Origin of the sequence: Stappia indica (assembly GCF_020177335.1) — a bacterium.
Classification (GTDB): Bacteria; Pseudomonadota; Alphaproteobacteria; order Rhizobiales; family Stappiaceae; genus Stappia; species Stappia indica_B.
In genome coordinates this window covers 44,352-70,347 of the sequence record NZ_JAIVMG010000015.1, presented here as the reverse complement: position 1 = coordinate 70,347, position 25,996 = coordinate 44,352, and the positions used below count along the sequence as shown (strand labels likewise).

Genomic DNA, 25,996 nt, shown 5'->3' with positions numbered 1-25,996 from the left:
ACCCAATGGCGGCGGCGCCGGTCAGGTGCCGCTTGCCAGCGGGTGATGCTCTTCGACGAGCGCGCGCAGGCGCTCGTCGAGCACATGGGTGTATATCTGGGTGGTGGAAATATCCGCATGACCCAGCAACTGTTGTACCACCCTGAGATCGGCGCCATTCTGCAAGAGATGCGAGGCGAAGGCGTGGCGCAGCACATGCGGGCTGAGAAGGCGCGGGTCGAGGCCGGCGCGCGCCGCCAGCGCCTTCAGGTCGCGGGCAAAGGCCTGGCGCGTGAAATGACCGCTCTCGCCATGGGAGGGAAACAGCCAGCGGCTGCCCGTCTGACCCTTCGATCTTGGACCTTCGAGCGCCTGGCGTTCGGCGACATAGGCGCGCATTGCGTTACGCGCGGCCGGGCTGAGTGGCACGGCCCGTTCCTTGTTGCCCTTGCCGCTGACGGTGATCAGCCGCTCGTCGCGCAGGGCAGCCGACAGCGGCAGGGCGACGAGTTCCGACACCCGCAGGCCGGTGGCATAGAGCACTTCCAGCAGTGTGTGCAGGCGCCGCGCCCGCAGCGCCGCCGCTGGGGTCGCCCCGCCGGCTCGCGCTTCCGCCTCGGCGGTCTTGAGCAACAGGTCCACGTCGTCGACGCTGAGCACCTTGGGCAGGGCGGCGCGCTTTTTCGGCGCGAGCACCGCGCGGGTCGGATCGTCGCCGCGCAGGCCATCTGCGTAAAGGTGCTTGTAGAACTGGCGCAGTGCCGACAGGCGCCGGGCCTGCGAGCTGGCGGCAAAGCCGCGGTGGGTCAGATCGCCGAGATAGGCGGTGATCGTCTCCGTGTTCGCGCCAAGGAGGGTGGTGGCATTGGCGCCGGCGAACTCGGCGAAATCCTCAAGATCGCGCCGGTAGCTTTCCAGCGTGTTTGCCGCCGCGCCCCGTTCGGCGGAGAGCATTTCCAGAAAGGTTTCCAGATGGCGGCTGTTATCGGCCACGTCGGGTCTCCTGTTCCCGTTCGGTCGCGGGGTGTCCCCGTTTGACCGCTGTCAGCGGCCGAACCCGTCCATCTGCACGCGAACGGTGATGTCGCGCTGGGATGGCTCGACAAAGGTCGCCAGGCCATACACGGCGGCGACCGCGAGACCGCCAAGCAGCACAAGGACGAACAGCAATCGGGAAAGTGTGGGCATTCGGGATCCGTGGTGGTCCGGTGTCGCCGCCAGGCAGAGGGGCGTGCGGTCGCTGCGCAAGTATGTGGCCAAACCGGACGGGCGATGCAAGAAAAACAAGGCGATCCGCCTTGGCAGACATTATGTCCACGTGGGATGGCCGGGGGCTGACCTTGACAGCACCGGCGCGACACGGTCAAAGCGGGGCAGATGTTTCAGGGAGAGGCGCGGTGCAAACGTCCGCAGTGAGGAAAGACCTGGACCGGGATCGGGTTGCGCGCCTGACGGCGGCGCTGGGCACGCGCTCCATCGTGCTGGTCGGTATCATGGGGTGCGGCAAGTCGAGCGTCGGCCGCCGGCTGGCGCAGGCGATCGACCTGCCGTTCGTCGATGCCGATACCGAAATCGAGGCGGCCGCGAACCAGACCATCTCGGAGATTTTCGCCCAGCATGGCGAGGCTTATTTCCGGGCGGGCGAACAGCGGGTGATCGCCCGACTGTTGAAGAGCGGGCCGCAGGTGCTGGCCACCGGGGGCGGTGCCTTCATGAACGCGGAAACCCGCGAGGAGGTGCGCAAGGCGGGCATTTCCGTCTGGCTGCGCGCCGAGTTGCAGGTGGTGATGCAGCGGGTTCGCCGCAGGGGCACCCGCCCCTTGCTGCAGGATCCGGATCCGGAAGGGGTTTTGCGCCGGCTCCTGGAGGAGCGCGAACCGGTTTATGCGCTCGCCGATCTTGCGGTCTGGTCTCGCGATGTGCCGCATGAGACGGTGATGAATGATATTGTCGTCGCGCTGGAGGGGCATCTGGGCCTTCCGCCGGCACAGGATTGAAACACTTGAAAGGATCGATAGTTCCAATGGTCGCCAATGTTCCCCTTGATGCCGTCGATGCTGAAGCCTGCGGCCTGACGCGGGTGCCGGTCGATCTCGGCGCGCGCAGCTATGACATCGTCATCGGCCGGGGCGCGCTTGCCGAAGCGGGACGCAGGATCGCCGAGGTGCTGCCGGGCAGCCGGGCGGCGATCGTCACCGACGAGACCGTGGCGGGGCTGCATCTGGAGGCGGTGCGCGCGTCCCTCGATGCGGCCGGGATCGGCCATGAGGTGATCACCATTCCCGCCGGCGAGGCCAGCAAGCGCTTTGCCATGTTCGAGACGGTGTGCGAACGGGTGCTTGATGCGAAACTGGAACGGGGCGACGTGGTGATCGCGCTCGGCGGCGGTGTCGTCGGCGACCTTGCCGGGTTCGTCGCCGCCAGCGTGCGGCGCGGCATGCCCTTCGTCCAGTTGCCGACCAGCCTGCTGGCCCAGGTGGATTCCTCCGTCGGCGGCAAGACCGGGATCAATGCGCGCCATGGCAAGAACCTGATCGGCGCGTTTCATCAGCCGAGCCTCGTCATCGCCGATACCGCGGTGCTCGACACCCTGTCGCCACGGGAGTTCCGCGCCGGCTATGCGGAGGTGGCGAAATACGGCCTGCTCGGCGACGCCGGGTTCTTCTCCTGGCTGGAGGCCAACCACGCGGCCGTGTTCGCCGGCGGTCCGGAGCGGGAAGAGGCGGTGGCCGCTTCCTGCCGGGCAAAGGCGGCGGTGGTGGCCGATGACGAACGCGAGGCGGGGCGGCGGGCGCTGCTCAATCTCGGGCATACCTTCGGCCATGCGATGGAAGCGGTGGTCGCCTATGATGGCGCGCGGCTGGTGCATGGCGAGGGCGTGGCCATCGGCATGCGCATGGCCTTCGATTTCTCGGTGGAACTTGGGCTGTGCCCGCCGGAGGACGTGGCGCGGGTGGAGGCCCATCTGACGGCGGTCGGCTTGCCGACCACCCTGGCCGACATTCCCGGGCAGATGCCGCCGGCGGAGACGTTTCTCGACATCATGGCCCAGGACAAGAAGGTGTCCCGTGGGGCGCTGACCTTCGTTCTGGTGCGCGGCATCGGCGAGGCCTTCGTGGAACGCGGCGTCGATCCGGAGCGGGTGCGGGAGTTCCTGACGCGGGAACTGCAACGTGAGGGTACCCTCCGATGAGTGATGCGAACCTCTGGCTCTATGTTCTGGCAATCCTCGTGCTCTTGGCCCTGTCCGGGTTCTTTTCCGGCTCGGAAACGGCGCTGACGGCGGCCTCTCGCGCGCGGATGCTGCAACTGGAAAAGAACGGCGAGCACCGTGCCGGAGTGGTCGGCCGGCTGATCGCCGCGCGCGAGCGGCTGATCGGGGCGCTGCTCTTGGGCAACAATCTGGTCAATATCCTCGCCTCGGCCCTGGCGACCAATGTGCTGCTCAACCTGTTTGGCGATGCCGGCGTGGTCTATGCCACCCTGGTGATGACCATGCTGGTGCTGATCTTCTCCGAGGTCCTGCCGAAGACCTGGGCGATCGCCGATCCGGACCGCTTCGCCATCGCGGTTTCTCCGGTGGTGCGCTGGGTGGTGGTGCTGTTCGGGCCGGTGGTGGTGGGTGTCGAACTGGTGGTGCGCTCGATCCTCAGAGTGTTCGGTGTCGATGTGTCGGAAAACCGGGCGGTTCTGTCGGCGCATGAGGAATTGCGCGGCACGGTCGATCTCCAGCACATGGAAGGCGGGCTGGTAAAGGCGGAGCGCGACCGCATCGGCGGCCTCTTGGATCTGGCCGATCTGGAAGTGTCGGATGTGATGGTACACCGCACCGACATGAATGCGCTCAACGCTGACGATCCGCCGGCGAAGATCGTCAGCGAGGCGCTACAGAGCCCCCATACCCGGCTGCCGCTGTGGCGCCGGGAGACCGACAATTATATCGGCGTGCTGCATGCCAAGGACCTGCTGCGGGCGCTGGCCAGTGCCGGTGGCGATGCGGACAGCCTGGATATCGACGAAATCGTGTCGCCGCCCTGGTTTGTGCCGGACACCACCAGCCTGCAGGACCAGCTCAACGCCTTCCTCAAGCGCAAGGCGCATTTCGCGCTGGTCGTCGATGAGTATGGCGAGGTGATGGGGCTGGTGACGCTGGAGGATATCCTGGAGGAAATCGTCGGCGAGATTTCCGACGAGCACGATCTGGAACTGGCGGGCGTCAAGCCGCAGCCCGATGGCTCGATCATCGTCGATGGGTCGGTGCCGATCCGCGATCTCAACCGGGCGGTCGACTGGCGCCTGCCGGATGACGAGGCGACGACCATCGCCGGGCTGGTGATCCACGAGGCGCGCATGATCCCGGAAGAGCGGCAGGCCTTCACCTTCCATGGCTTCCGCTTCACCGTGCTCGGACGGCAGAAGAACCGCATCACTCGGCTGCGGATCATGCCCTTGGCGCAGCAGGGTTCGGGCGCGGCGAAGGGCCCGGTGGCGGCGAATGCCGCTGTGACCGGCTAGGCGCCAGGATCGGCAAGGGCTTTGCCTCAGGTGGGGCTGTTGACCCTGCGCGCGGCATCGCGCGGGTCGGCTTCGCCGGGGGCGCGGGCCTCGATCGCCAGGGCATGCACGCCGGCGTCAAGCGGGCCTTTCAGGCAGGCGTTGACCGCGCGGTGACGGGCAAGGCGGTTTTTTCCGGCGAAGGCATCGGCAACGATGCGGACCCGGAAATGGGTTTCCCCGCCCTCGCGCCAGCCGGCATGGCCGTGGTGCTTTTCCGATTCGTCGATCACCTCAAGGTGCTCGGGCGAAAAGCTCTGGGCGAGAAGGGTCTCGATCTGTGCGCGCATGGTCATGTGCCCTTCATGCGCCAGGCGATTGGGGCGCGTCAAGACCTTGCCGAAACGGGCGCGTACCCCCTATTTATGCAGACCGCCTCGACGGCGGGCCCCTCCGGCCCCCGGCGGATTGGTGCCCTTGCAATGGACTGAATGACCGTGACATCCGACATTTTCGACCGGATCCGCATCAACAAGAAGCGTGGCCGCGCCGAGGAGGAGGCGGTGACCGATCGCGTGTGCGAGTGGGAGGGATGCATGCAGGCCGGCACCCATCGCGCGCCCAAGGGGCGACACCGCGATGGCGACTATCACTATTTCTGCCTTGAGCATGTGCGCGCCTACAACAAGTCCTACAATTACTTCTCCGGGATGGACGACAACGAGACGCGCGCCTACCAGCGCGATGCCCTGACCGGGCATCGGCCGACCTGGAAAATGGGGGTGAACGCCAAGGCCGCCGGCCAGCAGGCGGCCTGGTCGGATATCGACCCGCGCGCGGCGGCCCGCGCCCGGGCCGAGGCGCGGCGCGGCAAGCCGACGGCTCGCCGGCCCAAACTGAAGGCGCTGGAGGCGCGGGCGTTCGATACGCTGGGGCTGGCGCATGAGGTGCGCGGGGCGGAAATCAAGGCCCGCTACAAACTGCTGGTCAAGCGGCACCACCCGGATGCCAATGGCGGCGACCGGTCGTCGGAGGATCGGTTGCGGGAGATTATCCAGGCCTACACCCTGCTGAAGAAGGCCGATTTCTGCTGATCGGTCGATAACGGGTGCGGGGGGCGCGGCGAAACGCCGATTTGCACGGCTGTGCGAATGCGCTATGACACCGCATGCGCGTGGTGGTCCTGCCGCTTCTGCCTGGGAGGGTGGCGGCGCGAAGGGTCGGGCGCGCTGGCTGTTTCGCCAAGGCGACAAACCATTTTCACTTGGCTGGATCTTGCTCTAGGGTCTCTTGCCGATCCACACCTCGCGCGCCCGCGCGCCCTGCTGTTAACGCAAAGCCCGAAGCCCGGACTGCACGGGCCGTCGGAGGACAAATGACCGATATGATGCTGCCTGCCGAATCCCTGCCCGATACCAGCGTTTCCGTCCGGGATGTGTTTGGCATCGATACCGACCTGACCGTTCCGGCCTATTCGGCGCCGACCGAGCAGACCCCGGATCTCGACCCGGACTATCTGTTCGACCGGCCGACGACCCTGGCGATCCTCGCCGGCTTTGCCCATAACCGCCGCGTGATGGTGACGGGCTACCACGGCACCGGCAAGTCGACCCATATCGAGCAGGTGGCCGCGCGCCTCAACTGGCCGTGCGTGCGCATCAACCTGGACAGCCACATCTCGCGGATCGATCTGGTCGGCAAGGACGCGATCGTCATTCGCGACGGCCATCAGGTGACCGAATTCCGCGATGGCATCCTGCCCTGGGCGCTGCAGAACAACGTGGCGCTGGTGTTCGACGAATATGACGCCGGCCGTCCGGACGTGATGTTCGTGATCCAGCGCGTCCTGGAAGTGTCCGGCCGGCTGACGCTGCTCGACCAGAACCGGGTGATCCGTCCCCATCCCGCCTTCCGCCTGTTCGCCACGGCGAACACCGTCGGTCTCGGCGATACCTCCGGCCTTTATCATGGCACCCAGCAGATCAACCAGGGCCAGATGGACCGCTGGTCGATCGTCACCACGCTGAACTATCTGCCCCATGACAACGAGGTGGAAATCGTTCTGGCCAAGGCCAAGCACTACCAGAACGAGGAAGGCCGGCAGACGGTCTCGCGCATGGTGCGGCTCGCCGACATGACCCGCAATGCCTTCATCAACGGCGATCTGTCGACGGTGATGAGCCCGCGCACGGTGATCACCTGGGCGGAGAATGCCGAGATCTTCGACGATCTGGGCTTCGCCTTCCGCGTGACCTTCCTCAACAAGTGCGACGAGATGGAGCGGACCCTGGTGGCCGAGTTCTATCAGCGCTGCTTCGGGGTGGATCTTCCTGAATCGGCCGCCAACGTGGTGATGAGCTGACGGGGCATCTCTCCATGCGCAATCCGCCTTCGGAAAAGAGCAAACCGACCGTGGAGCCCCTGAAGCGGGCGGTCGGCGACACCATGCGGGCCATTGCCGGCGACCCGGAACTGGAAGTTCTGTTCTCCTCTGACCGGGCCTCCCTGTCCGGGCATACTGCCCGGATGCCGGAGCCGGCGCGTCGGCTGAGCGGGACGGATGTCGCGGTGACGCGCGGGCTTGGCGACTCCATGGCGCTCAAACTCGCCTGTCACGATCCGGCCATGCATCGCAAGCTGGCGCCGCAGGGCGAGATGGCGCGGTCGATTTTCGAGGCGGTGGAGCAGGCGCGCTGCGAGGCGGTCGGCGCCAACCGGATGCCCGGTGTGGCGGACAATCTCGCGGCGATGCTGGAAGACCGGTGCAACAAGGCCGCCTATGCGGATGTGGCCAGCCGCGAGGATGCGCCGCTTGAGGAGGCGGTCGCGCATATGGTGCGCGAGCGTCTGACCGGCCTTGCGCCGCCCAAGAGCGCCGAGCCGATGATCGCCCAGTGGCGTGACTGGATCGAGGAGAAGGCCGGCGAGGATCTCGATCTTCTGTCCGGGCAGATGGAGAATCAGGGCAGCTTCGCGCGCCAGATCCGTCACCTGTTGTCCTCGCTGGAAATGGACGAGGATTTCGGCCAGGAAGGCGAGGATACGGACGGCGAGGAGAACGAGCAGGACGGCAACGGCGAGCGCGGCGAAACCGCTTCGGAAGGTGAGGAAAACACCGGCGAGGAGGAAGGCGCGCCGCAGGACGTGGAGCTGTCCGGCGAGGAAACCGAGGCCGGCGAGACCGAAGCGCTCGATGGCGATCTGCAGGAAATGGCCGAGGACGATGACGCGGCCGATGCGCAGGAGCCGGGCGAGAGCCAGCGCCGCGAGCTGCCGTTCTCCAATCAGCCGCCGGTGTCCGACTACAAGGTCTTCACCACCCAGTTCGACGAGATGATCCCGGCCGAGGAGCTGTGCGACACCGCGGAGCTGGACCGGCTGCGCGGACATCTCGACAAGCAGCTTGTGAACCTGCAAGGAGCGGTGGCGCGGCTCGCCAACCGGCTGCAGCGCAAGCTTCTGGCCCAGCAGAACCGCTCCTGGAGCTTCGATCTGGAAGAGGGGATGCTCGACACCGCCCGGCTGACCCGGGTGGTGACCGACCCGATGCAGCCGCTGGCCTTCAAGCAGGAAAGCGACACCAATTTCCGCGACACCGTGGTCACCCTGCTGCTCGACAACTCCGGTTCGATGCGCGGCCGGCCGATCACCGTTGCCGCCACCTGTGCCGATATCCTGGCGCGCACACTTGAGCGCTGCGGCGTCAAGGTGGAGATCCTCGGCTTCACCACCCGGGCGTGGAAGGGCGGTCAGTCGCGTGAGGCATGGCTTGCCGCCGGCAAGCCGGCCCAGCCCGGCCGGCTCAACGACCTGAGGCATATCATCTACAAGTCGGCGGATGCGCCGTGGCGCCGGGCACGGCGCAATCTTGGCCTGATGATGCGCGAGGGGCTGCTGAAGGAGAACATCGACGGCGAGGCGCTCGACTGGGCGCACAAGCGTCTGCTCGGCCGGCCCGAACAGCGCAAGATCCTGATGATGATCTCCGATGGCGCGCCGGTGGATGACTGCACCTTGTCGGTCAATCCGGGCAACTATCTGGAGCGACATCTGCGCTATGTGATCGAGGAGATCGAGACCCGGTCGCCGGTCGAACTGATCGCCATCGGCATCGGCCATGACGTGACGCGCTACTACCAGCGGGCGGTGACGATCATCGACGCGGAGGAGCTGGCCGGAGCGATGACCGATCAGCTGGCGAACCTGTTCGACGATCAGACCCTGATGCCGCGGGCCACCGGGCGCCGCCGGATGCGGTCGCGGGGCTAGCGGACGGTGGCGAAGACGCCCTTCGCGCGCCGGCTTGCCGCCGTCATCGCCTGCCTTGCGGTGCTGGCGACGGCGGGGGTCGCGACGGCGTCCGGCATCGGGCCGCAGGGCGAGGCGGTGCCGCTCACCGCGCGTCCCATCGATCATTTCCGCATCGGCCGACCGGAGGTGACGCAGTTCGGGCGGCTCACCTTCCTCGGTGGGCTGGAACTGCTGTCGCCGAACCGGCACATGGGCGGGCTGTCCGGTCTGCTTGTCACCGATGAAGGGCGCGATCTGATCGCGGTGGCCGACAACGGGCTCTGGCTGTCGGCGCGCGTGAAGCAGGACGATACGGGACGGCCGCTGGCGCTGGAAGGCGCGCGGGTCGCCCCGCTGCTGGGGCCAGGCGGCGAGACCCTGATGGAGCTGGGGCGCGGCGACAGCGAGGCGCTGACCCTGCGCCGCAGTGATGCCGGGGCGGAGCTGCTGGTGTCGACCGAGCGCCGGCATGGCATCTTCGCCTTTCCCTATCCGCTCGATTTCGCGGCACATGGGCGGGAAATCCCGCTGCCTGCCGCCATCAAGTCCCTGCGCCACAACAAGGGGATGGAAGCGGTCGCCGCGGCCAATTCCGGCCCCCTGGCGGGCACGCTGGTGGTGATCGCCGAGCGTGGTCCGACCTTCGCCGACGACATGCCCGGGTTTCTCATCGGCGGTCCCCGGCCCGGCACCTTTACCCTGAAACGCCAGGACGATTACGACGCCACCGACGCGGCCTTCCTGCCCGATGGCGATCTCTTGCTGCTGGAGCGCCGCTTCACCCTGCGCCACGGCATCGGCATGCGGCTCAGACTGTTGCCGGCCGCCGAGCTGGTGCCCGGGGCGCAAGTCGTCGGCACCGTGCTGCTGGAGGCTGGGTTCAACGAGCAGATCGACAACATGGAAGGGCTGTCGGTGCATCGCTCGCCGTCCGGCGATACCGTTGTGACGCTTGTCTCGGATGACAACCGGTCGATCCTGCAGCGGACCCTGTTGCTGCGGTTTCGTCTGGACGGCGATTGAGGCGCGGTCCTCGCTGTCCGTTTTTGTGATCGTATTTGTTGACTTTGATCGTCGCTGCCCGCATGAAAGGCGCCTAGTGTCCCTTCAATCGCGGAAAGAGCGATGATTGATCGCCGTACCCTTGGTTCCAGTGCCTGCATGACCGCGCCGCGCGCGGGCGTTTGCGCATGGGCGGGGGCCTCCGCGGGCGAAGACACGACGACCACCAAAACCACGACGACCACCAAAACCGTCTGACGGCCTCTCTCGTTCCGCGCTCCCCCGGTTCGACGGGGGTCAGGAAGAGCCGATGGACCGCGACAGGCGCTCCGCACGGCTCGCGGGGAGCGGAACGAGAGGAAGAACTCTATGGCTTACAAGGTCGCTGTTGTCGGCGCCACGGGCAACGTGGGGCGCGAAATGCTCGATATTCTCGCCGAGCGCGGCTTTCCCGCTTCGGAAGTGGTTGCGGTTGCCTCGCGCCGGTCCCAGGGCGTCGACGTGTCCTTCGGCGACAAGACGCTGACCTGTCAGGCGATCGACCACTACGACTTTTCCGATGTCGATATCTGCCTGATGTCGGCGGGCGGCGAGGTGTCGAAGGAGTGGTCGCCGAAGATCGCCGCGCAGGGCTGCGTCGTCATCGACAACTCCTCCGCCTGGCGCTACGACGCGGATGTGCCGCTGATCGTGCCGGAGGTGAATGCGGATGCGATTGCCGGCTTCACCAAGAAGAACATCATCGCCAATCCGAACTGCTCGACCGCACAGCTCGTCGTTGCGCTGAAGCCGCTGCATGATGCGGCGAAGATCAAGCGTATCGTCGTTTCGACCTATCAGTCGGTCTCCGGCGGCGGTAAGGAAGCGATGGACGAGCTGTTCAACCAGACGCGTGCCGTGTTCGTCAACGATCCGATCGTGCCGGAGAAGTTCACCAAGCGGATCGCCTTCAACGTCATTCCGCATATCGATGTCTTCATGGAAGACGGCTACACCAAGGAAGAATGGAAGGTGCTGGCCGAGACCAAGAAGATGCTGGATCCGGCGATCAAGGTCACCTGCACCGCCGTGCGCGTGCCGGTGTTCATCGGCCATGCGGAAGCGGTCAACATCGAGTTCGACAAGCCGATCACCGCCGACGAGGCCCGCGATATTCTGCGCGAGGCGCCGGGCGTGCTGGTCGTCGACAAGACCGAGGATGGCGGCTACGTCACCCCGTATGAATGCGCCGGCGAGGATGCGACCTATGTCAGCCGTATCCGCGAGGATGCGACGGTGGAAAACGGTCTGAACCTTTGGGTCGTGGCCGACAACCTGCGCAAGGGCGCGGCGCTGAACACGGTGCAGATCGCCGAGGTGCTGGTCAATCGCCAGCTGATCGCGCCGAAGAAGGCTGCCGCCTGATCGGGACGGATCAAGGACCGGAGGTCGCTCCGGGAACTGGGACATACCGAAAGGGGATCATGGCGCGGCCATGGTCCCCTTTTTCGTTGGCGGCCCCGTAGGCACTGCAAACGGGCAGCCGGTCAGCGGGCGAGCGAAGCGATATAGGCGGACAAATCGGCAATCTCCTGCCGTGACAGGGTCATGTCGGGCATGATCGGATGTTGGCCGGAGAGGGTGGCGGCCAGCCCGCCGCGGTCGAAATTCGGCCGGTTGGCGATCTCGGCGAAGGGCGGCACCGCCTCGCTGCCGGACGCCTGGTCATCGGCGACCACGTGGCAGGCGGCGCACCAGAGGCGGGCAAGGCGCGCACCGTCTTTGGCATCGGCCAGCGCCGTGCCCGGCGTACCCGCAATGCCTGCCAGAGCGAGTATGGCCGCAATCGTTGCAACCGGCTTCCGCATCGCGTTCATGGTGCTATGCTCCCTGCGTTCTGACTGCCACCGTTTGGCAAATGGTAGCGTTTCAACCCGCGTGGCGACAGGGCCTTTCCGTCGGGAAGAGGGTTTCATTCAGGAGGTTGTTCGATGGCGTTTCGGCGAATATCCCGCATCATGCTCATGGCGGGGCTTGTCTGCGGACTGGCAACCGGGCCGGTCGCGGCCCAGAGCGGGAGCGTTCAGACAGGGCCGATCCTGTCCGGCGACGACCGGTTCCATCCGGTGGTGGCGCGTGGCGGCATGGTGTCGAGCCAGGAAGCGCTGGCCAGCGCTGTCGGCCGCGACATTCTCGCCCGGGGCGGCAATGCGGTGGATGCGGCGGTCGCGGTCGGGTTCGCCCTGGCGGTGACCCTGCCCCGGGCAGGAAATCTCGGCGGCGGCGGTTTCATGATGGTGCATCTGGCCGACAGCGGCCAGACCCATGCGCTCGACTATCGCGAGCTGGCGCCGGCGGGGGCGTTCCGCGACATGTTCCTCGATGCCGATGGCAATGCGGACAGCAACAAGTCGCGCTATTCCGGCTTTGCCGTTGGTGTGCCGGGCACCGTCGCCGGCATGTTTGCCGCTCATGAGAAATACGGCAGCGGCACCTTCACCTTCGCCGAGTTGATTGCCCCGGCGATCGCGCTGGCCCGCGACGGGTTTATCGTCTCCGACGATCTGGCGGGATCGCTCAAGCAGGTGCACCCGCGCCTGTCGAAGGACCCGGCCAGCCTTGCCGCCTATTACAAGCCGGACGGAAGCTTCTATGAAGCCGGGGACACGTTGAAGCTGCCACATCTGGCGGCGACCCTGGACAAGATCGCCAGCGAGGGGCCGTCAGGGTTCTACAGCGGGCCGGTGGCCGAGGCGATCGTCGCGCGGGTTGAGGAGGCGGGCGGTCCGATGACCCTTGCCGACCTGGCCGAGTACAAGGTGGTCTGGCGCGCGCCGGTCACCGGCACCTATCGCGGCTACACCATTGCCTCCATGCCACCGCCCTCCTCCGGCGGGGTGCATATCGTGGAGATCCTCAACATGCTGGAGGATCATGACCTTGCCGGCTCCGGCGCCGGTTCGGCGGCCACCTTGCACGTGATGGCCGAGGCGATGAAGCGGGCCTATGCGGACCGGTCCGAGTATCTCGGCGATCCGGATTTCGTCGATGTACCGGTCAAGGGCCTGACCTCGAAGGCCTATGCCCGCGAGCGGATGGCCGATTTCTCGCCGGATCGGGCGGCGCCGGCGGCGGAGATCAAGCCGGGTGCCCCGGTGCCCTATGAGAGCGATCAGACGACCCATTATTCCATCGTCGATGACGACGGCAACGCGGTCGCCAACACCTATACGCTGAACTTTTCCTATGGCGCCGGCCTGATGGCCGGGGATACGGGTGTTCTCCTCAACAATGAGCTGGACGATTTCTCCGCCAAGCCGGGCGTTCCCAATGCCTATGGGCTGATCGGCGGCGACGCCAATGCGGTGGCGCCGCGCAAGCGTCCGCTGTCCTCCATGAGCCCGACGCTGGTGTTCAAGGATGGCGAATTGCTGATGGCCACCGGATCGCCTGGCGGCAGCCGGATCATCACCACCGTGCTGCAGGTGATCCTCAACGTGGTCGACCATGGCATGAATGTCGCGGAGGCGAGCGCGGCGCCGCGGGTGCATCACCAGTGGCTGCCCGATGAGCTGCGGGTGGAGGAGGGGGTTTCCCCCGATACGCTGGCGCTGCTGCGGGCCAAGGGGCACACCATCGCGCTGAAGCCGACCATGGGCTCGACCCAGTCGGTGATGAGCGTCGAGGGCGGTCTGGCCGGTGCCGCCGATCCGCGCCGTCAGGGCGCGCTGGCCGTCGGTCACAACTAGCAAGAAACGCGCGGTGCGATCAGTCGCTTGCGGCTGATCGCGCTGCTGGCCGCTGTGGGACGAGTTGCCGATAAAGGGCGACGACCAAGAGCAGCGTATAGACGCCGGCGAGCAGAAGCGGCAGGCCGTTCAGGCCGAAGAGATCCATGGCGCTGCCGGCGAGCGCCGGACCGAGCGCGCCGCCCACACCCCACATCACCGCGAAACCGGCGTTGCCGGCGATCAGCATGGCGCCGGAAAACCGGCGGCCAAGCTCCATCAGGGCGATGGTGTAGATGCCATAGGCCGCCGATCCCCAGACGAACAGCATGGCCCACAGAGGCAGCGGTGCGGCGATCACCAACGGCAGCAACGCGGCGCCGAGAATGGTCAGGGCACAGAGCAGCGTCATCATCCGTTCCGCGCCCCAACGGTCGGCGATGATACCGATAGGCACCTGAAACAGGATGTTGCCGACGATCAGGATGGCCAGAGCGGTGGAGACCGCGCCGGCGGTCAGCCCGTGCCCCAGCCCGTAGACCGGGAACAGGGTCAGGATCGCCTGATCGAAGGCTGCGGCGGTGCCGGTGATGACGAGCAGGAAGGGAATGAGCGGCGCGACTTGGCGGATCGAACCGGTGTCGCCGGCGGAGAATTGCGGCAACCGATGGTGGATCGACAGGATCAACCCGCCGCAGACCAGACAGACGGTGATGCAGATCAGGAAGGGGGCGAGCGTGTCCGTGCCGGTGAGCACCAGGCTCGCCGGCCCCAGGGCGAACCCGCCGGCAAGGGCGGTGGAATAAAGGCCGAGCAGGCGCCCGCGCATCCGGTCGGGGGCAAGCTGGTTCACCCAGGTCTCACTGGAGATGTAGAGCCCGTTGATGGCGAAGCCGAGCAAGAGCCGCGCCGGGAACCAGACCAGGAGTGACTGGAACAGGCCGATCAGGGCGAAGAGGACGGCGAGTAGCAGCGCGCTGGCGATGGCCAGACGCGCGGCGCCGAAGCGCAGGGCCAGTTGCGGGGTCAGCGGGGCGGAGACGATCAGGCCGATCGCCATCATCGCCGCATTGGCGCCGATCAACCAGGCCGGCACGCCCTGCCGTTCCAGGATGAAGGCAAGCAGCGGATAGGTGAGGCCCTGGGCGAGGCCGAACACCGCGACCATGCCCAGCACCACCGAGATCGCCAGTCGGTCGAGGGTTCCGGGGGCGGCGGTGGCAGCGCCGATCATGGCCCGGTTGCCGGGGGCTGGATCGATGGCGCATTTCCCGGGTCGATCGCCCGGTGCATCTCTGTCACGGCGGAGAACCCGAACAGCAGCTGGAAGAGCCCGAGCTGTCTGGTCTCGCCGGCAATGAAACCACTGCGCTCGTAAAGCGCGCGGGCGCGCGGGTTGCTGTCAATGACATCGAGCCGCACGCTGTGCCGCCCGGCCTGCCGGGCGATGCCGCAGATGGCGTCGAGCAGCGCGGTGCCGATGCCCCGTCCCCGCGCCTCGGGGCTCACCGCGATGCCGTCCATGGACAGAACGCCTGCCTCCTTGCCCTTTTCCAGCAAGGACAGCCCGGCGGCACGCCAACTCGCGCCGAACAGTCCGAAATGCCGCTGAAGGTCGGCCCAGCCGGGGTTGAACAGCTCGCGCCCCGCCAGCCGATACCCGGCGATGCCGGCGATCCGGCCATCGACAAGGGCGGTGACGGCACGCTCCCGGCACAGGTGGGGTGCGAGAAACGCGACAGCACGGTCCACCTCGCCGAAGAACGGGCGCAGCTTCTGAAACAGCGCCTCGGCAAAAAGGCGCGTCGCGGCGGTCTCGTCGCCCGCGCGCACGAAGGGGAGGATGTCGAGTGTCATGATCGGCCGCTCCGAGGTTCGCCTTATTCTTGTGGGGGGCGATGGGTGCAATGACAAGTCCCCGGTCCTGCGGTGGGACGCGAAAAGCGGTGCGGGGACGCCATCCGCTGCTGGACACAGGTCGTGAAATGGGAGAATCACGCTATCAAGGATGGACTGAGGCGAGCGGACAAGCCGGACCATGATCACGGAACTCGGGGCGTTTTACGATTTTCTGCAAGGCTCGCCGGTGGCGGTCTTCCTGGCCGGGTCCGCGCTTGCGCGCGATCTGACCGCCTTTGCCCATGTCATTGGTGCGGCGATGCTGTTTGGCGCCATTCTGCCGTTCGATCTCAGGATGCTCGGGCTGTGGCCGTCGGTGCCGCTGTCCGAACTTGCCCGAGTTCTGGTCCCGGTCTCCGCCGTCGGGTTTCTGCTGGCGCTTGCCACGGGTCTGGCGATGATGTCGCTACGACCGCATGCGCTGGCGGCGCTGCCCGGGTTCCAGCTCAAGATGGGGCTGATCGCTCTGGCCGGGCTGAATGCGCTGATGCTGCGGATCGTCCCGGCCTGGCGCCTGCTGGCGCAGGTGGATTCGCGCGGGACGATCTCCCGGTTCCGCACCGCCGGTCTGATTTCGTTGGCGTTGTGGCTCGGCGTTCTGGCGGCCGGACGCTGGCAGGCGGGCTGGCCGCCGTCCTGGCCAGCGGTCTGGTAGCCCGGTCGGATATCCGGCTACTGCGCCCGGCGGTAGATGGCCGTGTTGACCACTTCGCCCTGGCCGGGAACATTCACCGATTGTTCGATTTCCAGGGTGCGGCCATCCTCTGACAAACGCCTGCGCGCGGTCATCAGCACCTCGTTGCCGCGCTTGGCCTCCGAGGTCAGGGTGCGGTCGCCTTCGAAGAACAGCAGCAGACGGTCGGCAAGGCCGCTCTGTGACAGGCGCTGGCCGGGACCGCCAGGGATTGCCGCCATCTCGCCTTCCACGGTTTCTCCCTCGGCGGTGACCAGCATCATGCGGATGGTGACCAGACCGAACTCCTCCTCGATCCGGCACTGGCCGGAGCGGGGAAGGTCGCTCTGGTCAAACTCGCTGTCATCAAGGTCGAGCAGCCAGGTGCCTAGAAACGGTGCGATCTGATCGGTCATCGTGTGCCTTCGTTCATGTGTGCGGCCGCGCGATCGGCAGGGGCGCGGCGATTGGCCCTGCTTTAGCGCGCTTGGCCGGCGATGTCATGACCTCGGGGCCCCATCCCGCGGACCGCACCCTAGACGAATGGCGTTCTAGTGCTGGCCCGGCCCGGCGGGCATAGTAATATGCGGAGGAGGAAAGCGCATGACCGCACGGGTTCTGATTGTCGACGATGCGATAACCCTGACCGGGTTTCTCAAGGACCTGATCGAGGAAGACGGCTATCTGGTGGACACCGCCGATAGCGCCGGGACAGCGCGCGCGGCGCTGAACGCGCATCCGCCGGATATTGTCCTGCTGGATGCGGAACTGCCGGATGGCACCGGCTATGCCCTGTGCCAGTCGATGCGCGGCGATCCGCTGTCCCGGGAAATCCCGGTGGTGATGATGAGCGCCTGTTCGCGCGCCGTCGACATCGAGAAGGGGCAAGCCCTTGGTGCGGATGCCCATCTGGCCAAGCCTTTCACCGCCTCCGAGCTGATGGCCGTGGTGGCGCGGCTGCTCACGGAGACGCCGGGGCTGGCGGGGCGCGCGAATGCCTGATGGCTGGGCCGAGCGCTGGAACCTGCGGCTGCGGTTTTTTCTGTTCTTCGCCCTGATCCTGCTCGGCACCTCGGCAAGCATTGCCGGTGCCATGATCTATCTTGCGGCAGCGGCGCCGCAGGTGCCGGTCAATGCGCTGGTGCTGGGGGGCGGTGTGGCGCTGTTCGCCAGCGCCGGACTGACCTTGTGGGTCTGGCTGAAGTTCGACGACCATGTCGCCCAGCCGTTGATGAAACTGGGCGCGGAGTTGCGCGCCAGTGTTCATGCCGGCACCCCGCGCGAAATCCCTCAGGACACCGGGCGCTATCTCGGGCTGCTCGCGCCGGCCGTGCGGGAGGCGGCTGTGGCGCTGCTCGAGGCGCGGGCCGACGTGGAAGAGATGGTCGCCGTTGCCACCGCCGAAGCGGACCGGCAGAAGGGGCAACTGGAAGCGGTGCTGCGCGATCTGCAGCAGGGGGTGGTGATCTGCACCCTCGATCACAAGGTTCTTCTGTACAACCGGTTTGCCCATCACCTGCTCGATCAGGGGCGCAGCAGCCCGCTTGGGCTGGAGCGGCGATTGACCGGTCTGGTCGCCGGTCAGCCGCTGCGGCACAGTCTGGAGCGGCTGACGCGGCGCTTTTCCTCCGGCCGGTACCGCAGCCACAAGGACGGGCTGGCGGCCCAGTTCATCGGCACCACCGCCTGCGGTCACGAAAGCCTGCGCGGGCGCATGTCGCTGATCCTCGGCGAGGAGGAGCGCGAGGCGATCGGCTATGTGGTGACCTTCGACAAGGTGACCGACGAGCTGGCCGCCGGGATCTGGCGCGACCGTCTGCTTCAGGACGTGACCCGCGACATGCGTCAGCGGGTGGCGACGCTGTCCCTGTCGGGGGAGGTGCTGTTGCGCAAGGCGCCGATGGATGACGCGGCCCGCGAGCGGCTGCGCGAGACGGTCGACGTGGAAACCCGGGCGCTGGGGGAGCGGCTCGATCGGCTCGACCAGGTAGCGGGAGACCTTCTGGCCGGGGCCTGGCCGATGACGGAGGTCTACTCGTCCACACTGATGGACTGTATCGCCGCTCGCCGGTCCGAGGGACGGGACCTGTCCGTGACGGTGATGGGCGATCCGCTGTGGCTGTCCTGCGACAGTGCCACCGTGGTCGATCTGGTCGACCGGATGATGAATCGCATCGGCGTCTGGGCGCAGGTGCGTGATTTCCGCCTGTCGACCAGCCGGCGCGATGGAACGGCCTATCTCGATCTGCTGTGGGCGGGGGAGCCGGTGCCCGAACCGGTGCTGGAAGGCTGGCTCGACGAACCGCTGGAAGAGGCGCTGGGGGCAATGACCGGCCGGGATGTGCTCAGCCGGCACAAGACCGACGTGTGGAGCGATGTGCTTGGCGGCGGGCAGGCCCGGCTTCGGTTGCCGCTGGCCGTGGCGGTGGAGCATCAGGACCGGCCGATGAAGTCCAGCGCGCCGCTGGCGCCGCGGCCGGAGTTCTATGACTTCGACCTGTTTGCCCGGCCGACACCGAGCACCATCGGCGAGACGCTTTTGCGCAATTTGTCCTATGTGGTGTTCGATACGGAAACCACCGGGCTGGAACCGTCGCGCGGCGACGACCTGGTGTCGGTGGCCGGGGTGCGGATCGTCAACGACCGGGTGTTGCGCGGCGAGATCTTTGACGGCCTGGTCAACCCGGGGCGGCCGATCCCGCCGGCGTCCAGCCGCATCCACGGCATCACCGATGACATGGTGGCGGAGGCGGATCCGGTGGAGCAGGTGCTGCCGCGCTTTTATGCCTTCATCGGTGACAGTGTCCTGGTGGCGCATAACGCGGCCTTCGACATGACCTTCCTGTCAAAATACCAGGGCCGCACCGGCCTGCGCTTTGAACAGCCGGTGCTGGATACGGTGCTGCTGGCCGGTCACATCTTCGGCGCCAGCGAAAGCCTCACGCTTGATGCGCTGGCCGAGCGGTTCGGCATCGTCATCCCCGTGGAGGACCGGCATACGGCGCTGGGGGATGCGCTGGCGACCGCGGAGGTCTTGCGCAAGCTGATCGCCCTGTTGACGCCGCTGGGTGTCGTGACCCTGAGCGATGCGATCAAGGTCTCCAACCGGCAGGTCGCCTTGCGCCGGCGCCAGCGGCGCTATTGAGGCGGACGTCCGGACCTGGCTTGGTCAGGGCAGGGCGGGCGCTTCCGCCGTGCCGCTGGCCTGCGCGCCGCGGCGGTCGATCAGCAGATCGGTCAGCCCGGCGGCGGCCCACATGGCGCTGAGCGTCAGCCACGCGGTGAGGGCGAAGATCGAACCGCCGGTGACGCCGGCGCCGACGGCGCAGCCGCCGGCCAGCATTCCGCCGAAGCCCATCAGTACCGCACCGGCAATGTAGCGGCGCATGCTGTGCCCATCCCGAAACCCCTCCAGCGTCCACTCGCGGGCAAGCAGGGCAGCGATGGCCGCGCCGATGAAGACGCCGGGGACAAGGCCGATGTCGAAATCGATGTTGGTGCCCGGCGGGGTAAGGACGGTCATCAGGGTGTCAGCGGAAGGACCGGTGAAGGTCATGCTCTTCACCGTCATGGGCTCGAATGCCTGGAACGACAGCTGATAGGTGAACCACCAGCCGGCGGCGACGGTGGCGCCGACACCGGCAGCGCCAAGCCAGCCCCAGGGGCCGAGGCGGGCGCGGACGGCGAAGAACACCGCACCGGACAGGAACAGGAGCCCGATCACCAGACCGGCTTCGGGGCCCGGTCCGAGCAGTTGCAAGAGGTCGAGCCGGTCGCGCCCGCCGACGGTCCACAAGCCGGCGAGCCAGTCGCGCAAGGGCGACAAGAGGCCATGAATGGAGGCTTCGGCGGCGACGGCGAAGATCAGACCGGAGAGCAGCGCACGCAGATTTCCGGTGGCGGACAGGACGAGCAGCCGGCTGGCGCAGCCCCGGGCCAGCACCATGCCGCAGCCGAACAGCGCCCCGCCGATCAACGCGCCGGAGATGGAGCCGCGCGCGGCGAATTGCCTGGCCTCGGACACGTCCAGCAGGTCCAGGCTGATCAGCGCCTGGGTCAGGAAGACGGCGGAAGCGAAGGCAATCAGCCAGACGGCCACCTTCAACTGAATGGCGCCGCGCACGAATTCCACCACGGCGGCGCGCAGGCAGAAGCGGCTGCGCTGGGCGAAGGCGCCAAAGGCGATGCCGATCAACAGGCCGCCGATGGCCGAGGTTCCCTCCTCGCCGAAAATCTCGAACCAGCCGGTCAGATCCATTTCCTGCCTCCCGCCATCCCGTCCAGGCACGCATATCACATTCCAATATATGAATATCGGAAGGAAGATGCGGGCGCCTTGATTTTCCTCAAGCGGGCGGAAGCGGTGTCAGTCGACGATCAGTTTCAGGGCAGTGCCTGCGGGGATCGGCTTGCCGGCGGGCGTCTGGTTGAGGATCGTGAACAGCTCAAGCCGGCGTGCCGGCTCAATGCCGCTCATGCCGACCGCCAGCTTTTCCGGGGTATCGCCGGCATCGGCGCGGATCACCTTGATCCGCAAGGGACGCAGCCGCGCCCGTTCCGTCGGTGTGAGCTGGCGGAAGCTTTCCAGAGTGTTCTGATAATCGGCGGCGAAGGCATTGCCGCCCTTGCGCGAGGCGAAGATGAAGCGGTAACCGGTGCGGCCGATGCGCACCACGGCGATGCGGAAGGTCCAGCCATCGGTGATGGCCGAGGCGGTGACTGCCGGCAGGCCATTGACCGTGGTTTCGCGCACGCTGTCGCGGATCAGGCCATTGATCCAGCCGCTGGTCATATAGGCGGTGAGTGATTCGAAGTCCGTCAGGTCGGCGCCATCGAAGCGCAGGGCCGTGCCGGCGGAGTTGCTGGCCAGCACTGCTTCGGGCGAATTTTCCAGCACATAGCCACGCGGGACGGTGAAGCTGATGCCGAGCGCCTTGTGCAGGAAGGAGCGGCCGCGCACAAAGCCTTCAAGCGGATCGTCGCCATAGAGCATGCCGTCGATCTTGGTCAGATAGGCGTCGCGGTCGCGCTCGCCGACACCGGGCGCGCCGATCTGCCGGGCCGCGCGCACGGCGGTCTGCACCCGCTCCGGCGTGGTCGGGTGGGATGACAGGAAGTCTGGCGCGCTGGAGGTGGTGCCCTGAGCGCTTTGATAGGCGGCGTAGAGGCCCATGGCGTTGAGGAAACGGGCAGCGGCGAACGGATCGTAGCGGGCACGCGACAGGGTGCGCACGCCAACTCCGTCCGCCTCCAGTTCCTGGATCTGGGAGAACCGGGCGAAGGAGAGCTGGGAGGAAATGATCGCCGCGCGGGCCTGATCCGGATCGCGGACGACATTGCCGAGCACCTTGCCGGCCAGTTCGGTCGCCTCCGCCCGCTGCTGACGCTTGATCGCGTGGCTGGCGGTGACATGGGCCATCTCATGGGCGAGGACGGCGGCCACTTCCGAGGTGTCGGTCGCCAGTGCCAGAAGGCCCCGGGTGACATAGAGATAGCCCCCGGGCAGGGCAAAGGCGTTGACCGCCGGCGAGTTCAGGATGGTGATGCGGTAGCTCTGCGAGGGATCGTCCGAGGCCTCGACCAGCCGTCCGACCACCTGGGCGACGGCCCGTTCCGCGCCCCGGTCCTCGTAGACGCCGCCGTAGGTCGCAACCACCTTCGGGTGTTCGCGGGCGCCAAGATCGGAGGAGAGGCCCGGACGCAGCTTGCCCGGCGCCGGCGTGCCGATGTCGATCGGCGAGGAGCCGGAGAACTGGCAGGCGGAAAGCAGAGCCGCGGCCACGCTCACGAGCGCGAGGCGGGTCCCCTTTGCAACGAACCGTTTGAAGAGCGAGGGCGTCATCACTGCCGCATGTTGTCCTTGTCGAGCCGCTCGATCTGCGCGGGATGGAATACCCTTATACCCGGACCGCCGGAAAATTGAATGACCCCGCGCACACGCACCGTGGCGCCTTTCAGGGAAGGAAGGTCGAGACCGGCTTTCGCGAAGGCCGCTTCGTCGTCCGCCGGAATGGTGACCGTGAAGTCGCGGCTCCAGCGGCGACCGAAATTGAGATAGAGCGTCGAGCGGGTTTGGCCCACCGAGCGCACCCGGCCGCTGACCAGCGTGTAGCGGCCGGTACGCGGGGCAAGCTGGTCCGGCTCGTGCGCCGACCAGACCCGTTCTGTCGCCCAGAGACCGCGCCGCGCCTTGCGGGCCTGCCGTTCGGCGCCGAAAAGCGGAGCCAGACAGTCGGTGGGGCTCTGAGCGGGAGCGACCAGCGCCTGACCAGCGGAAACAAGCGCATGGGCCAGCCAGCCATTCGTTTTCTTATTGGAAAAATGCCCCAGGCGCCGGTTCCAGCGGTCCGGTTCCCCCGACGTATCGGTAAATTGCAGGGATGTCGGCAGGCGTCGCGCCGACAGGGCGGGGGCGGCCTTTGCCGGAAAGACGAGGTCGGACTGCCGGAACAGGGCGCCGTCGGCGGCAATCAGATCGCCGTTTGTGCCGATGCTGGCGATGACGACCTCGCGTCCGGTGGCCTCGGCGCGGCAGGACGCCGGGACGGGGATCGCCTCCGTTGCTTCCGCTGTGCGGCTACCGGCAAGCATTGCCAGGATCGATCCGGCGGCGAGCACCGTTCCGGCCAGCGGCAGGGGCCGGCATGGTTGTCCGCGTCGCATGTGCCTGTTCCCGTGCATCGTGGTGAAACAGCTGCCTCCGATCCTGTGCATTCGCCGCCTGTTGTGGCGGCGAATGGTGACAGGACTGGGGCAGGCCGCTGCGTCAGCTTGCCAGACCGTCCTCGATTGCTCCGGCGAGCTTGTCGACCAGTTCGTCGATCTGGCTGTCCTCCAGGATGAACGGCGGGGCAAGCAGGATGTGGTCGCCATGCCGGCCGTCGATCGTGCCGCCCATCGGATAGCAGATCAGGCCGCGGGTGAAGGCCGCCTTCTTGATGACGGCGTGAAGCTTGCGGGCCGGGTCGAACGTGGTCTTGCTCTCCCGGTCGGCGACCAGTTCCAGGCCGAGGAACAGGCCTCGGCCGCGAATGTCGCCCACATGGGGGTGCTGGCCGAAGCGGTCGCGCAGGGCCGCGTCGAGCTTTGCGCCCATATCGCGCGAGCGGCCGACGAGATCGCGCTCCACCAGCGCGCTGACCACCGCCCGGCCGGCGGCGGCAGCGGCCGGGTGCCCCAGATAGGTGTGGCCGTGCTGGAACAGGCCGGAACCGGTCTCGATGGCCGAATAGATCGCCGCGCTGCACAAGGTCGCGCCGATCGGCTGATAGCCGGCGCCAAGGCCCTTGGCGATGCACAGGATGTCCGGCACCACGCCATCTGCGTCGCAGGCGAACAGGTGCCCGGTGCGGCCCATGCCGCACATCACCTCATCGAGAATGAGCAGGACGCCGTAACGGTCGCAGATTTCGCGGATCCGGGCGAAATAGCCCGGCACGGCGGGCACGGCGCCAAGGGTGGCGCCGACCACCGGTTCGGCGATGAAGGCGGCGATGGTTTCCGGTCCGCGGGCGAGGATTTCCGCCTCCAATTCGTCGGCGACCCGTCGGCCGTATTCCTCGGCGCTCTCGTCCTCCCGCTGGTCGCGATAGGCGTAGCAGGGAGCGATATGCGACATGTCGACCAGCAGCGGTCCGAAGGGCTCGCGCCGCCACATGTTGCCGCCAGCGGACAGGGCGCCGATGGTGTTGCCGTGGTAGCTCTGGCGGCGGGCGATGATGCGCGCTCGGCTCGGCTCTCCCCGCTCAAGATGGTACTGGCGGGCAAGCTTGATCGCGGCTTCCACCGCCTCCGATCCGCCGGACACCAGATAGACCCGGTCGAGGTCGCCCGGGGCATGGGCAATCAGAAGATCGGCCAGCTCCTCGGCGGCTTCGGAAGTGAAAAAGCCGGTATGGGCGAAGGGGATGGCATCGAGCTGGCGTTTGATCGCCTCGGTGACGGTCTTGTCCGAATGCCCGAGGCAGGACACGGCGGCGCCGCCAGAGGCGTCCAGATAGCGCTTGCCGCTGTCATCGATGATGTAGCAGCCGTCGCCGGAGACGGCGCGCGGCAGGCGCATGGCGGTATGTCTGGGGAAGATATGGGTCATGATGTTAGATGTCGATCGTGAAGGGGACGCTCAGGTCCGGTTGGTCAGAAGGATCTTGACGGCGAAACCGCCGATCACGCTGGCGAACAGCCAGTCGACCAGGCGCATGACGCGCGGCGATTTGCGCAAGGAGGCGGAAAAGCCCTCGGCGGCCAGGACCATGGCGGCGCAGAAGGGGAGGGAAAAGGCAATCATGTAAAGCCCGAGAAAGACCAGCTTGGCCGAAGCTTCCGGATCGCCCGCCGTTACGAACTGCGGCAGGAAGGTGAGGAAGAACAGGATGATCTTCGGATTGAGCAGGTTCACCAGCAGGCCGGTGGCGAACACCCGGGACAGGGGCCTGCGCTGCGCTGGTGCGTCGGCGCGTACCGTCAGCGCCGAACCGTGGCGGATGCTCTGATAGGCCAGCCACAGCAGGTAGAGGGCGCCGACGAGCTTGACCACCAGAAATGCTTCGGCGGAGGCGGCGATCAGGGCCGACAGGCCGAAGGCAATCAGCAGGGTATGCACCAGATTGCCGGTCGCGGCGCCCAGCATCGAGGCCATGCCGGCGGCGCGTCCCTCGGACAGGGAGCGGCTGACGAACAGGGTCATGTCCGGACCGGGGGTCAGCACCAGAACGAGGCAGGCAGCGGTGAAGGTCGCCAGCGTGGCAAGATCGGGAATGAAGCTCATGAATTCCCCGTTGGACCGTCCAGACCGGTCGTCCAGGCCGGTTGTACAAGGGCTTTGGTTCAGGTGGCGCAGTCACCGTGAGCGACCACAAAGATGCAACCTATCACGGGTGTCAACGCCCGGTCGATGGCCGTTTTGCCGCGCTGGGCTGCGCTGCGCGCAGGGCGATGCTGGACAGGCGTACGCAGCACTTTATAACCGGCGGACCTGAAACGGTCCGATTTGTCGGGCCTGCCAATATCGTTGCGGCGCCGCCGGTGTCTTCCGTTGACGCGTACCGCCATGCCGATCGAGGATCCCTGCTCGCGATGACGCCCGTGCCGCATCAAGCCTCCGTTCCGCGCAACCTGTGTGCGTGGTGCGCTGCCCATCCGTTTCTTGCCACCTTCGTCTATCTGCTGCTGGTGTCCCTGCTGTTTCTCGCGGTCCCCGCCCTGGACCTGATGGCGACCGGGCTGTTTTACGATGCCGAGGCGGGGTTCTGGCTCGCCGAGGTGCCGTTTTTCGTGCGGCTGCGCGCGCTCGGCCCCTATCTGGTGAAGGTGGTTGCGGTGCTGGCGGCTCTGCCGCTGCTGGCGGCGCTTCTCCTGCCGCGCTTGCCCGAGTGGGTGCGGCTGCGGGCCTCGCTGTTCCTGCTGTCGACGCTGGCGCTGGGGCCGGGACTGGTGGTCAATGCGCTGTTCAAGAACAACTGGGGCCGGCCGCGCCCGCGTGACGTGACCGCCTTCGGCGGTGACGCCCCCTATGTGCCGGTCTGGAAGGTCACCGACCATTGCGACACCAATTGTTCCTTCGTGTCCGGCGAGGCCTCGGCCAGTCTCTGGCTGGTGAGTCTGGTGTTTCTTGCGCCCCGGCGCTGGCGCCTGGGCATGCTGGCGGTGATCGGGCCGCTCTGCGCGGCGCTGTCCATCAACCGGGTGGCCTTCGGCGGTCATTTCCTGTCCGACACCCTGCTCTCCTGGGGCCTGACCCTTCTCGTGATCCTCACCATGTACCGGCTGTTCTACGTCGCGCCGCCGGCGATGCTTCAGGAGGCGTCGCTGCGCTCCGGGCTCGCCCGGGTTGGAGGCTGGCTGCGCCGGGCCGGGTGCCGGTTGGCCTGCGGGCTTGCGAGGCGCACCCGGGCGTTTTTGCACCGATTCCGATAGGCTGGTTGAACTTGTCGCCCAAAAACGGTCAACTCCG

General features: G+C 66.8%; 25 protein-coding genes. 13 read left to right on the top strand and 12 right to left on the bottom strand.

From position 1 onward, the window contains the following. Window positions 1-21: 21 nt before the first annotated feature. Together xerD and LC062_RS18165 are read right to left on the bottom strand one after the other, a co-directional pair. Window positions 22-972 (bottom strand): site-specific tyrosine recombinase XerD, encoded by a 951-nt coding sequence (gene xerD / locus LC062_RS18170; RefSeq protein WP_224912441.1) that lies wholly within the window; start codon window positions 970-972, stop codon window positions 22-24. Window positions 973-1,023: 51 nt separating this feature from the next. Beyond that, window positions 1,024-1,167: a hypothetical protein gene (locus LC062_RS18165; protein WP_181759736.1), complete on the bottom strand. Its 144-nt coding sequence runs from the start codon at window positions 1,165-1,167 to the stop codon at window positions 1,024-1,026. Window positions 1,168-1,376: 209 nt separating this feature from the next. Between LC062_RS18165 and LC062_RS18160 the strand changes: the two genes are divergently transcribed. The 3 genes from LC062_RS18160 to LC062_RS18150 are packed head-to-tail and all read left to right on the top strand — an operon-like array spanning window position 1,377 to window position 4,494. Beyond that, a complete protein-coding gene (locus LC062_RS18160; RefSeq protein ID WP_224912440.1) occupies window positions 1,377-1,976 on the top strand; it encodes a shikimate kinase in 600 nt (199 codons plus the stop codon). 26 nt (window positions 1,977-2,002) lie between these two features. Then, complete coding sequence (gene aroB / locus LC062_RS18155; protein ID WP_224912439.1) at window positions 2,003-3,172, top strand: 3-dehydroquinate synthase; 1,170 nt, start codon at window positions 2,003-2,005, stop codon at window positions 3,170-3,172. After that, window positions 3,169-4,494 (top strand): HlyC/CorC family transporter, encoded by a 1,326-nt coding sequence (locus LC062_RS18150; protein WP_224912438.1) that lies wholly within the window; start codon window positions 3,169-3,171, stop codon window positions 4,492-4,494. Before aroB ends, LC062_RS18150 begins: the two co-directional genes overlap by 4 nt. 26 nt (window positions 4,495-4,520) lie before the next feature. On the opposite strand, the gene LC062_RS18145 is transcribed toward LC062_RS18150, so the two are convergent. Then, window positions 4,521-4,829, bottom strand: coding sequence for a BolA family protein (locus tag LC062_RS18145; protein WP_224912437.1), 309 nt, complete (start codon window positions 4,827-4,829; stop codon window positions 4,521-4,523). A 135-nt stretch (window positions 4,830-4,964) separates the two neighbouring features. Between LC062_RS18145 and LC062_RS18140 the strand changes: the two genes are divergently transcribed. The 5 genes from LC062_RS18140 to LC062_RS18120 all read left to right on the top strand — a co-directional run bounded on the left by LC062_RS18140 (window position 4,965) and on the right by LC062_RS18120 (window position 11,169). Next, window positions 4,965-5,567, top strand: a complete 603-nt coding sequence (locus LC062_RS18140; protein WP_224912436.1) for a J domain-containing protein — start codon at window positions 4,965-4,967, stop codon at window positions 5,565-5,567. Between the two features lie 290 nt (window positions 5,568-5,857). Next, complete coding sequence (cobS, locus tag LC062_RS18135; RefSeq protein WP_371873472.1) at window positions 5,858-6,835, top strand: cobaltochelatase subunit CobS; 978 nt, start codon at window positions 5,858-5,860, stop codon at window positions 6,833-6,835. A 14-nt stretch (window positions 6,836-6,849) separates the two neighbouring features. Further along, window positions 6,850-8,742, top strand: coding sequence for a cobaltochelatase subunit CobT (gene cobT, locus LC062_RS18130; RefSeq protein ID WP_224912435.1), 1,893 nt, complete (start codon window positions 6,850-6,852; stop codon window positions 8,740-8,742). 6 nt (window positions 8,743-8,748) lie between these two features. Further along, entirely contained in the window at window positions 8,749-9,786 is a 1,038-nt protein-coding gene (locus LC062_RS18125; RefSeq protein WP_224912434.1) for an esterase-like activity of phytase family protein, read from the top strand. A 348-nt stretch (window positions 9,787-10,134) separates the two neighbouring features. After that, window positions 10,135-11,169: an aspartate-semialdehyde dehydrogenase gene (locus tag LC062_RS18120; RefSeq protein ID WP_224912433.1), complete on the top strand. Its 1,035-nt coding sequence runs from the start codon at window positions 10,135-10,137 to the stop codon at window positions 11,167-11,169. A 122-nt stretch (window positions 11,170-11,291) separates the two neighbouring features. Here the strand turns inward: LC062_RS18120 and LC062_RS18115 are convergent, their stop codons facing one another. After that, window positions 11,292-11,621 (bottom strand): c-type cytochrome, encoded by a 330-nt coding sequence (locus LC062_RS18115; protein ID WP_224912432.1) that lies wholly within the window; start codon window positions 11,619-11,621, stop codon window positions 11,292-11,294. Window positions 11,622-11,735: 114 nt separating this feature from the next. Between LC062_RS18115 and ggt the strand changes: the two genes are divergently transcribed. Further along, the gene (ggt, locus tag LC062_RS18110; protein WP_224912431.1) at window positions 11,736-13,493 is read left to right on the top strand and encodes a gamma-glutamyltransferase; all 1,758 of its coding nucleotides are present in this window, start codon (window positions 11,736-11,738) and stop codon (window positions 13,491-13,493) included. Between the two features lie 19 nt (window positions 13,494-13,512). On the opposite strand, the gene LC062_RS18105 is transcribed toward ggt, so the two are convergent. Beyond that, a complete protein-coding gene (locus tag LC062_RS18105) occupies window positions 13,513-14,706 on the bottom strand; it encodes an MFS transporter (RefSeq protein ID WP_224912430.1) in 1,194 nt (397 codons plus the stop codon). Continuing rightward, window positions 14,703-15,329, bottom strand: a complete 627-nt coding sequence (locus tag LC062_RS18100; RefSeq protein ID WP_224912429.1) for a GNAT family N-acetyltransferase — start codon at window positions 15,327-15,329, stop codon at window positions 14,703-14,705. Before LC062_RS18100 ends, LC062_RS18105 begins: the two co-directional genes overlap by 4 nt. A 181-nt stretch (window positions 15,330-15,510) precedes the next feature. Here LC062_RS18100 and LC062_RS18095 point away from each other — a divergent pair, with 181 nt between their 5' ends. Continuing rightward, window positions 15,511-16,026, top strand: a complete 516-nt coding sequence (locus tag LC062_RS18095) for a hypothetical protein (RefSeq protein WP_224912428.1) — start codon at window positions 15,511-15,513, stop codon at window positions 16,024-16,026. Window positions 16,027-16,043: 17 nt separating this feature from the next. Here the strand turns inward: LC062_RS18095 and LC062_RS18090 are convergent, their stop codons facing one another. Then, window positions 16,044-16,460, bottom strand: coding sequence for a hypothetical protein (locus LC062_RS18090; protein WP_224912427.1), 417 nt, complete (start codon window positions 16,458-16,460; stop codon window positions 16,044-16,046). A gap of 187 nt (window positions 16,461-16,647) precedes the next feature. Here LC062_RS18090 and LC062_RS18085 point away from each other — a divergent pair, with 187 nt between their 5' ends. Together LC062_RS18085 and LC062_RS18080 are read left to right on the top strand one after the other, a co-directional pair. Beyond that, the gene (locus tag LC062_RS18085) at window positions 16,648-17,046 is read left to right on the top strand and encodes a response regulator transcription factor (protein WP_224912426.1); all 399 of its coding nucleotides are present in this window, start codon (window positions 16,648-16,650) and stop codon (window positions 17,044-17,046) included. Continuing rightward, complete coding sequence (locus LC062_RS18080; RefSeq protein WP_224912425.1) at window positions 17,039-19,189, top strand: 3'-5' exonuclease; 2,151 nt, start codon at window positions 17,039-17,041, stop codon at window positions 19,187-19,189. Before LC062_RS18085 ends, LC062_RS18080 begins: the two co-directional genes overlap by 8 nt. Before the next feature lie 24 nt (window positions 19,190-19,213). On the opposite strand, the gene LC062_RS18075 is transcribed toward LC062_RS18080, so the two are convergent. The 5 genes from LC062_RS18075 to LC062_RS18055 form a co-directional block, all read right to left on the bottom strand. After that, on the bottom strand, window positions 19,214-20,302 hold the full coding sequence (locus LC062_RS18075) for a YeeE/YedE family protein (protein WP_224912424.1): 1,089 nt from the start codon (window positions 20,300-20,302) through the stop codon (window positions 19,214-19,216). Window positions 20,303-20,410: 108 nt separating this feature from the next. Beyond that, entirely contained in the window at window positions 20,411-21,886 is a 1,476-nt protein-coding gene (locus LC062_RS18070) for a M48 family metalloprotease (RefSeq protein WP_263625779.1), read from the bottom strand. Continuing rightward, complete coding sequence (locus tag LC062_RS18065) at window positions 21,886-22,707, bottom strand: thermonuclease family protein (protein WP_224912422.1); 822 nt, start codon at window positions 22,705-22,707, stop codon at window positions 21,886-21,888. The genes LC062_RS18070 and LC062_RS18065 overlap by 1 nt, the downstream gene beginning before the upstream one ends. Before the next feature lie 103 nt (window positions 22,708-22,810). Then, window positions 22,811-24,136, bottom strand: coding sequence for an aspartate aminotransferase family protein (locus LC062_RS18060; protein ID WP_224912421.1), 1,326 nt, complete (start codon window positions 24,134-24,136; stop codon window positions 22,811-22,813). A 30-nt stretch (window positions 24,137-24,166) separates the two neighbouring features. Then, entirely contained in the window at window positions 24,167-24,811 is a 645-nt protein-coding gene (locus LC062_RS18055) for a LysE family translocator (RefSeq protein ID WP_224912420.1), read from the bottom strand. A gap of 308 nt (window positions 24,812-25,119) precedes the next feature. Between LC062_RS18055 and LC062_RS18050 the strand changes: the two genes are divergently transcribed. After that, window positions 25,120-25,959 (top strand): phosphatase PAP2 family protein, encoded by an 840-nt coding sequence (locus LC062_RS18050; RefSeq protein WP_224912419.1) that lies wholly within the window; start codon window positions 25,120-25,122, stop codon window positions 25,957-25,959. Window positions 25,960-25,996: the final 37 nt, after the last annotated feature.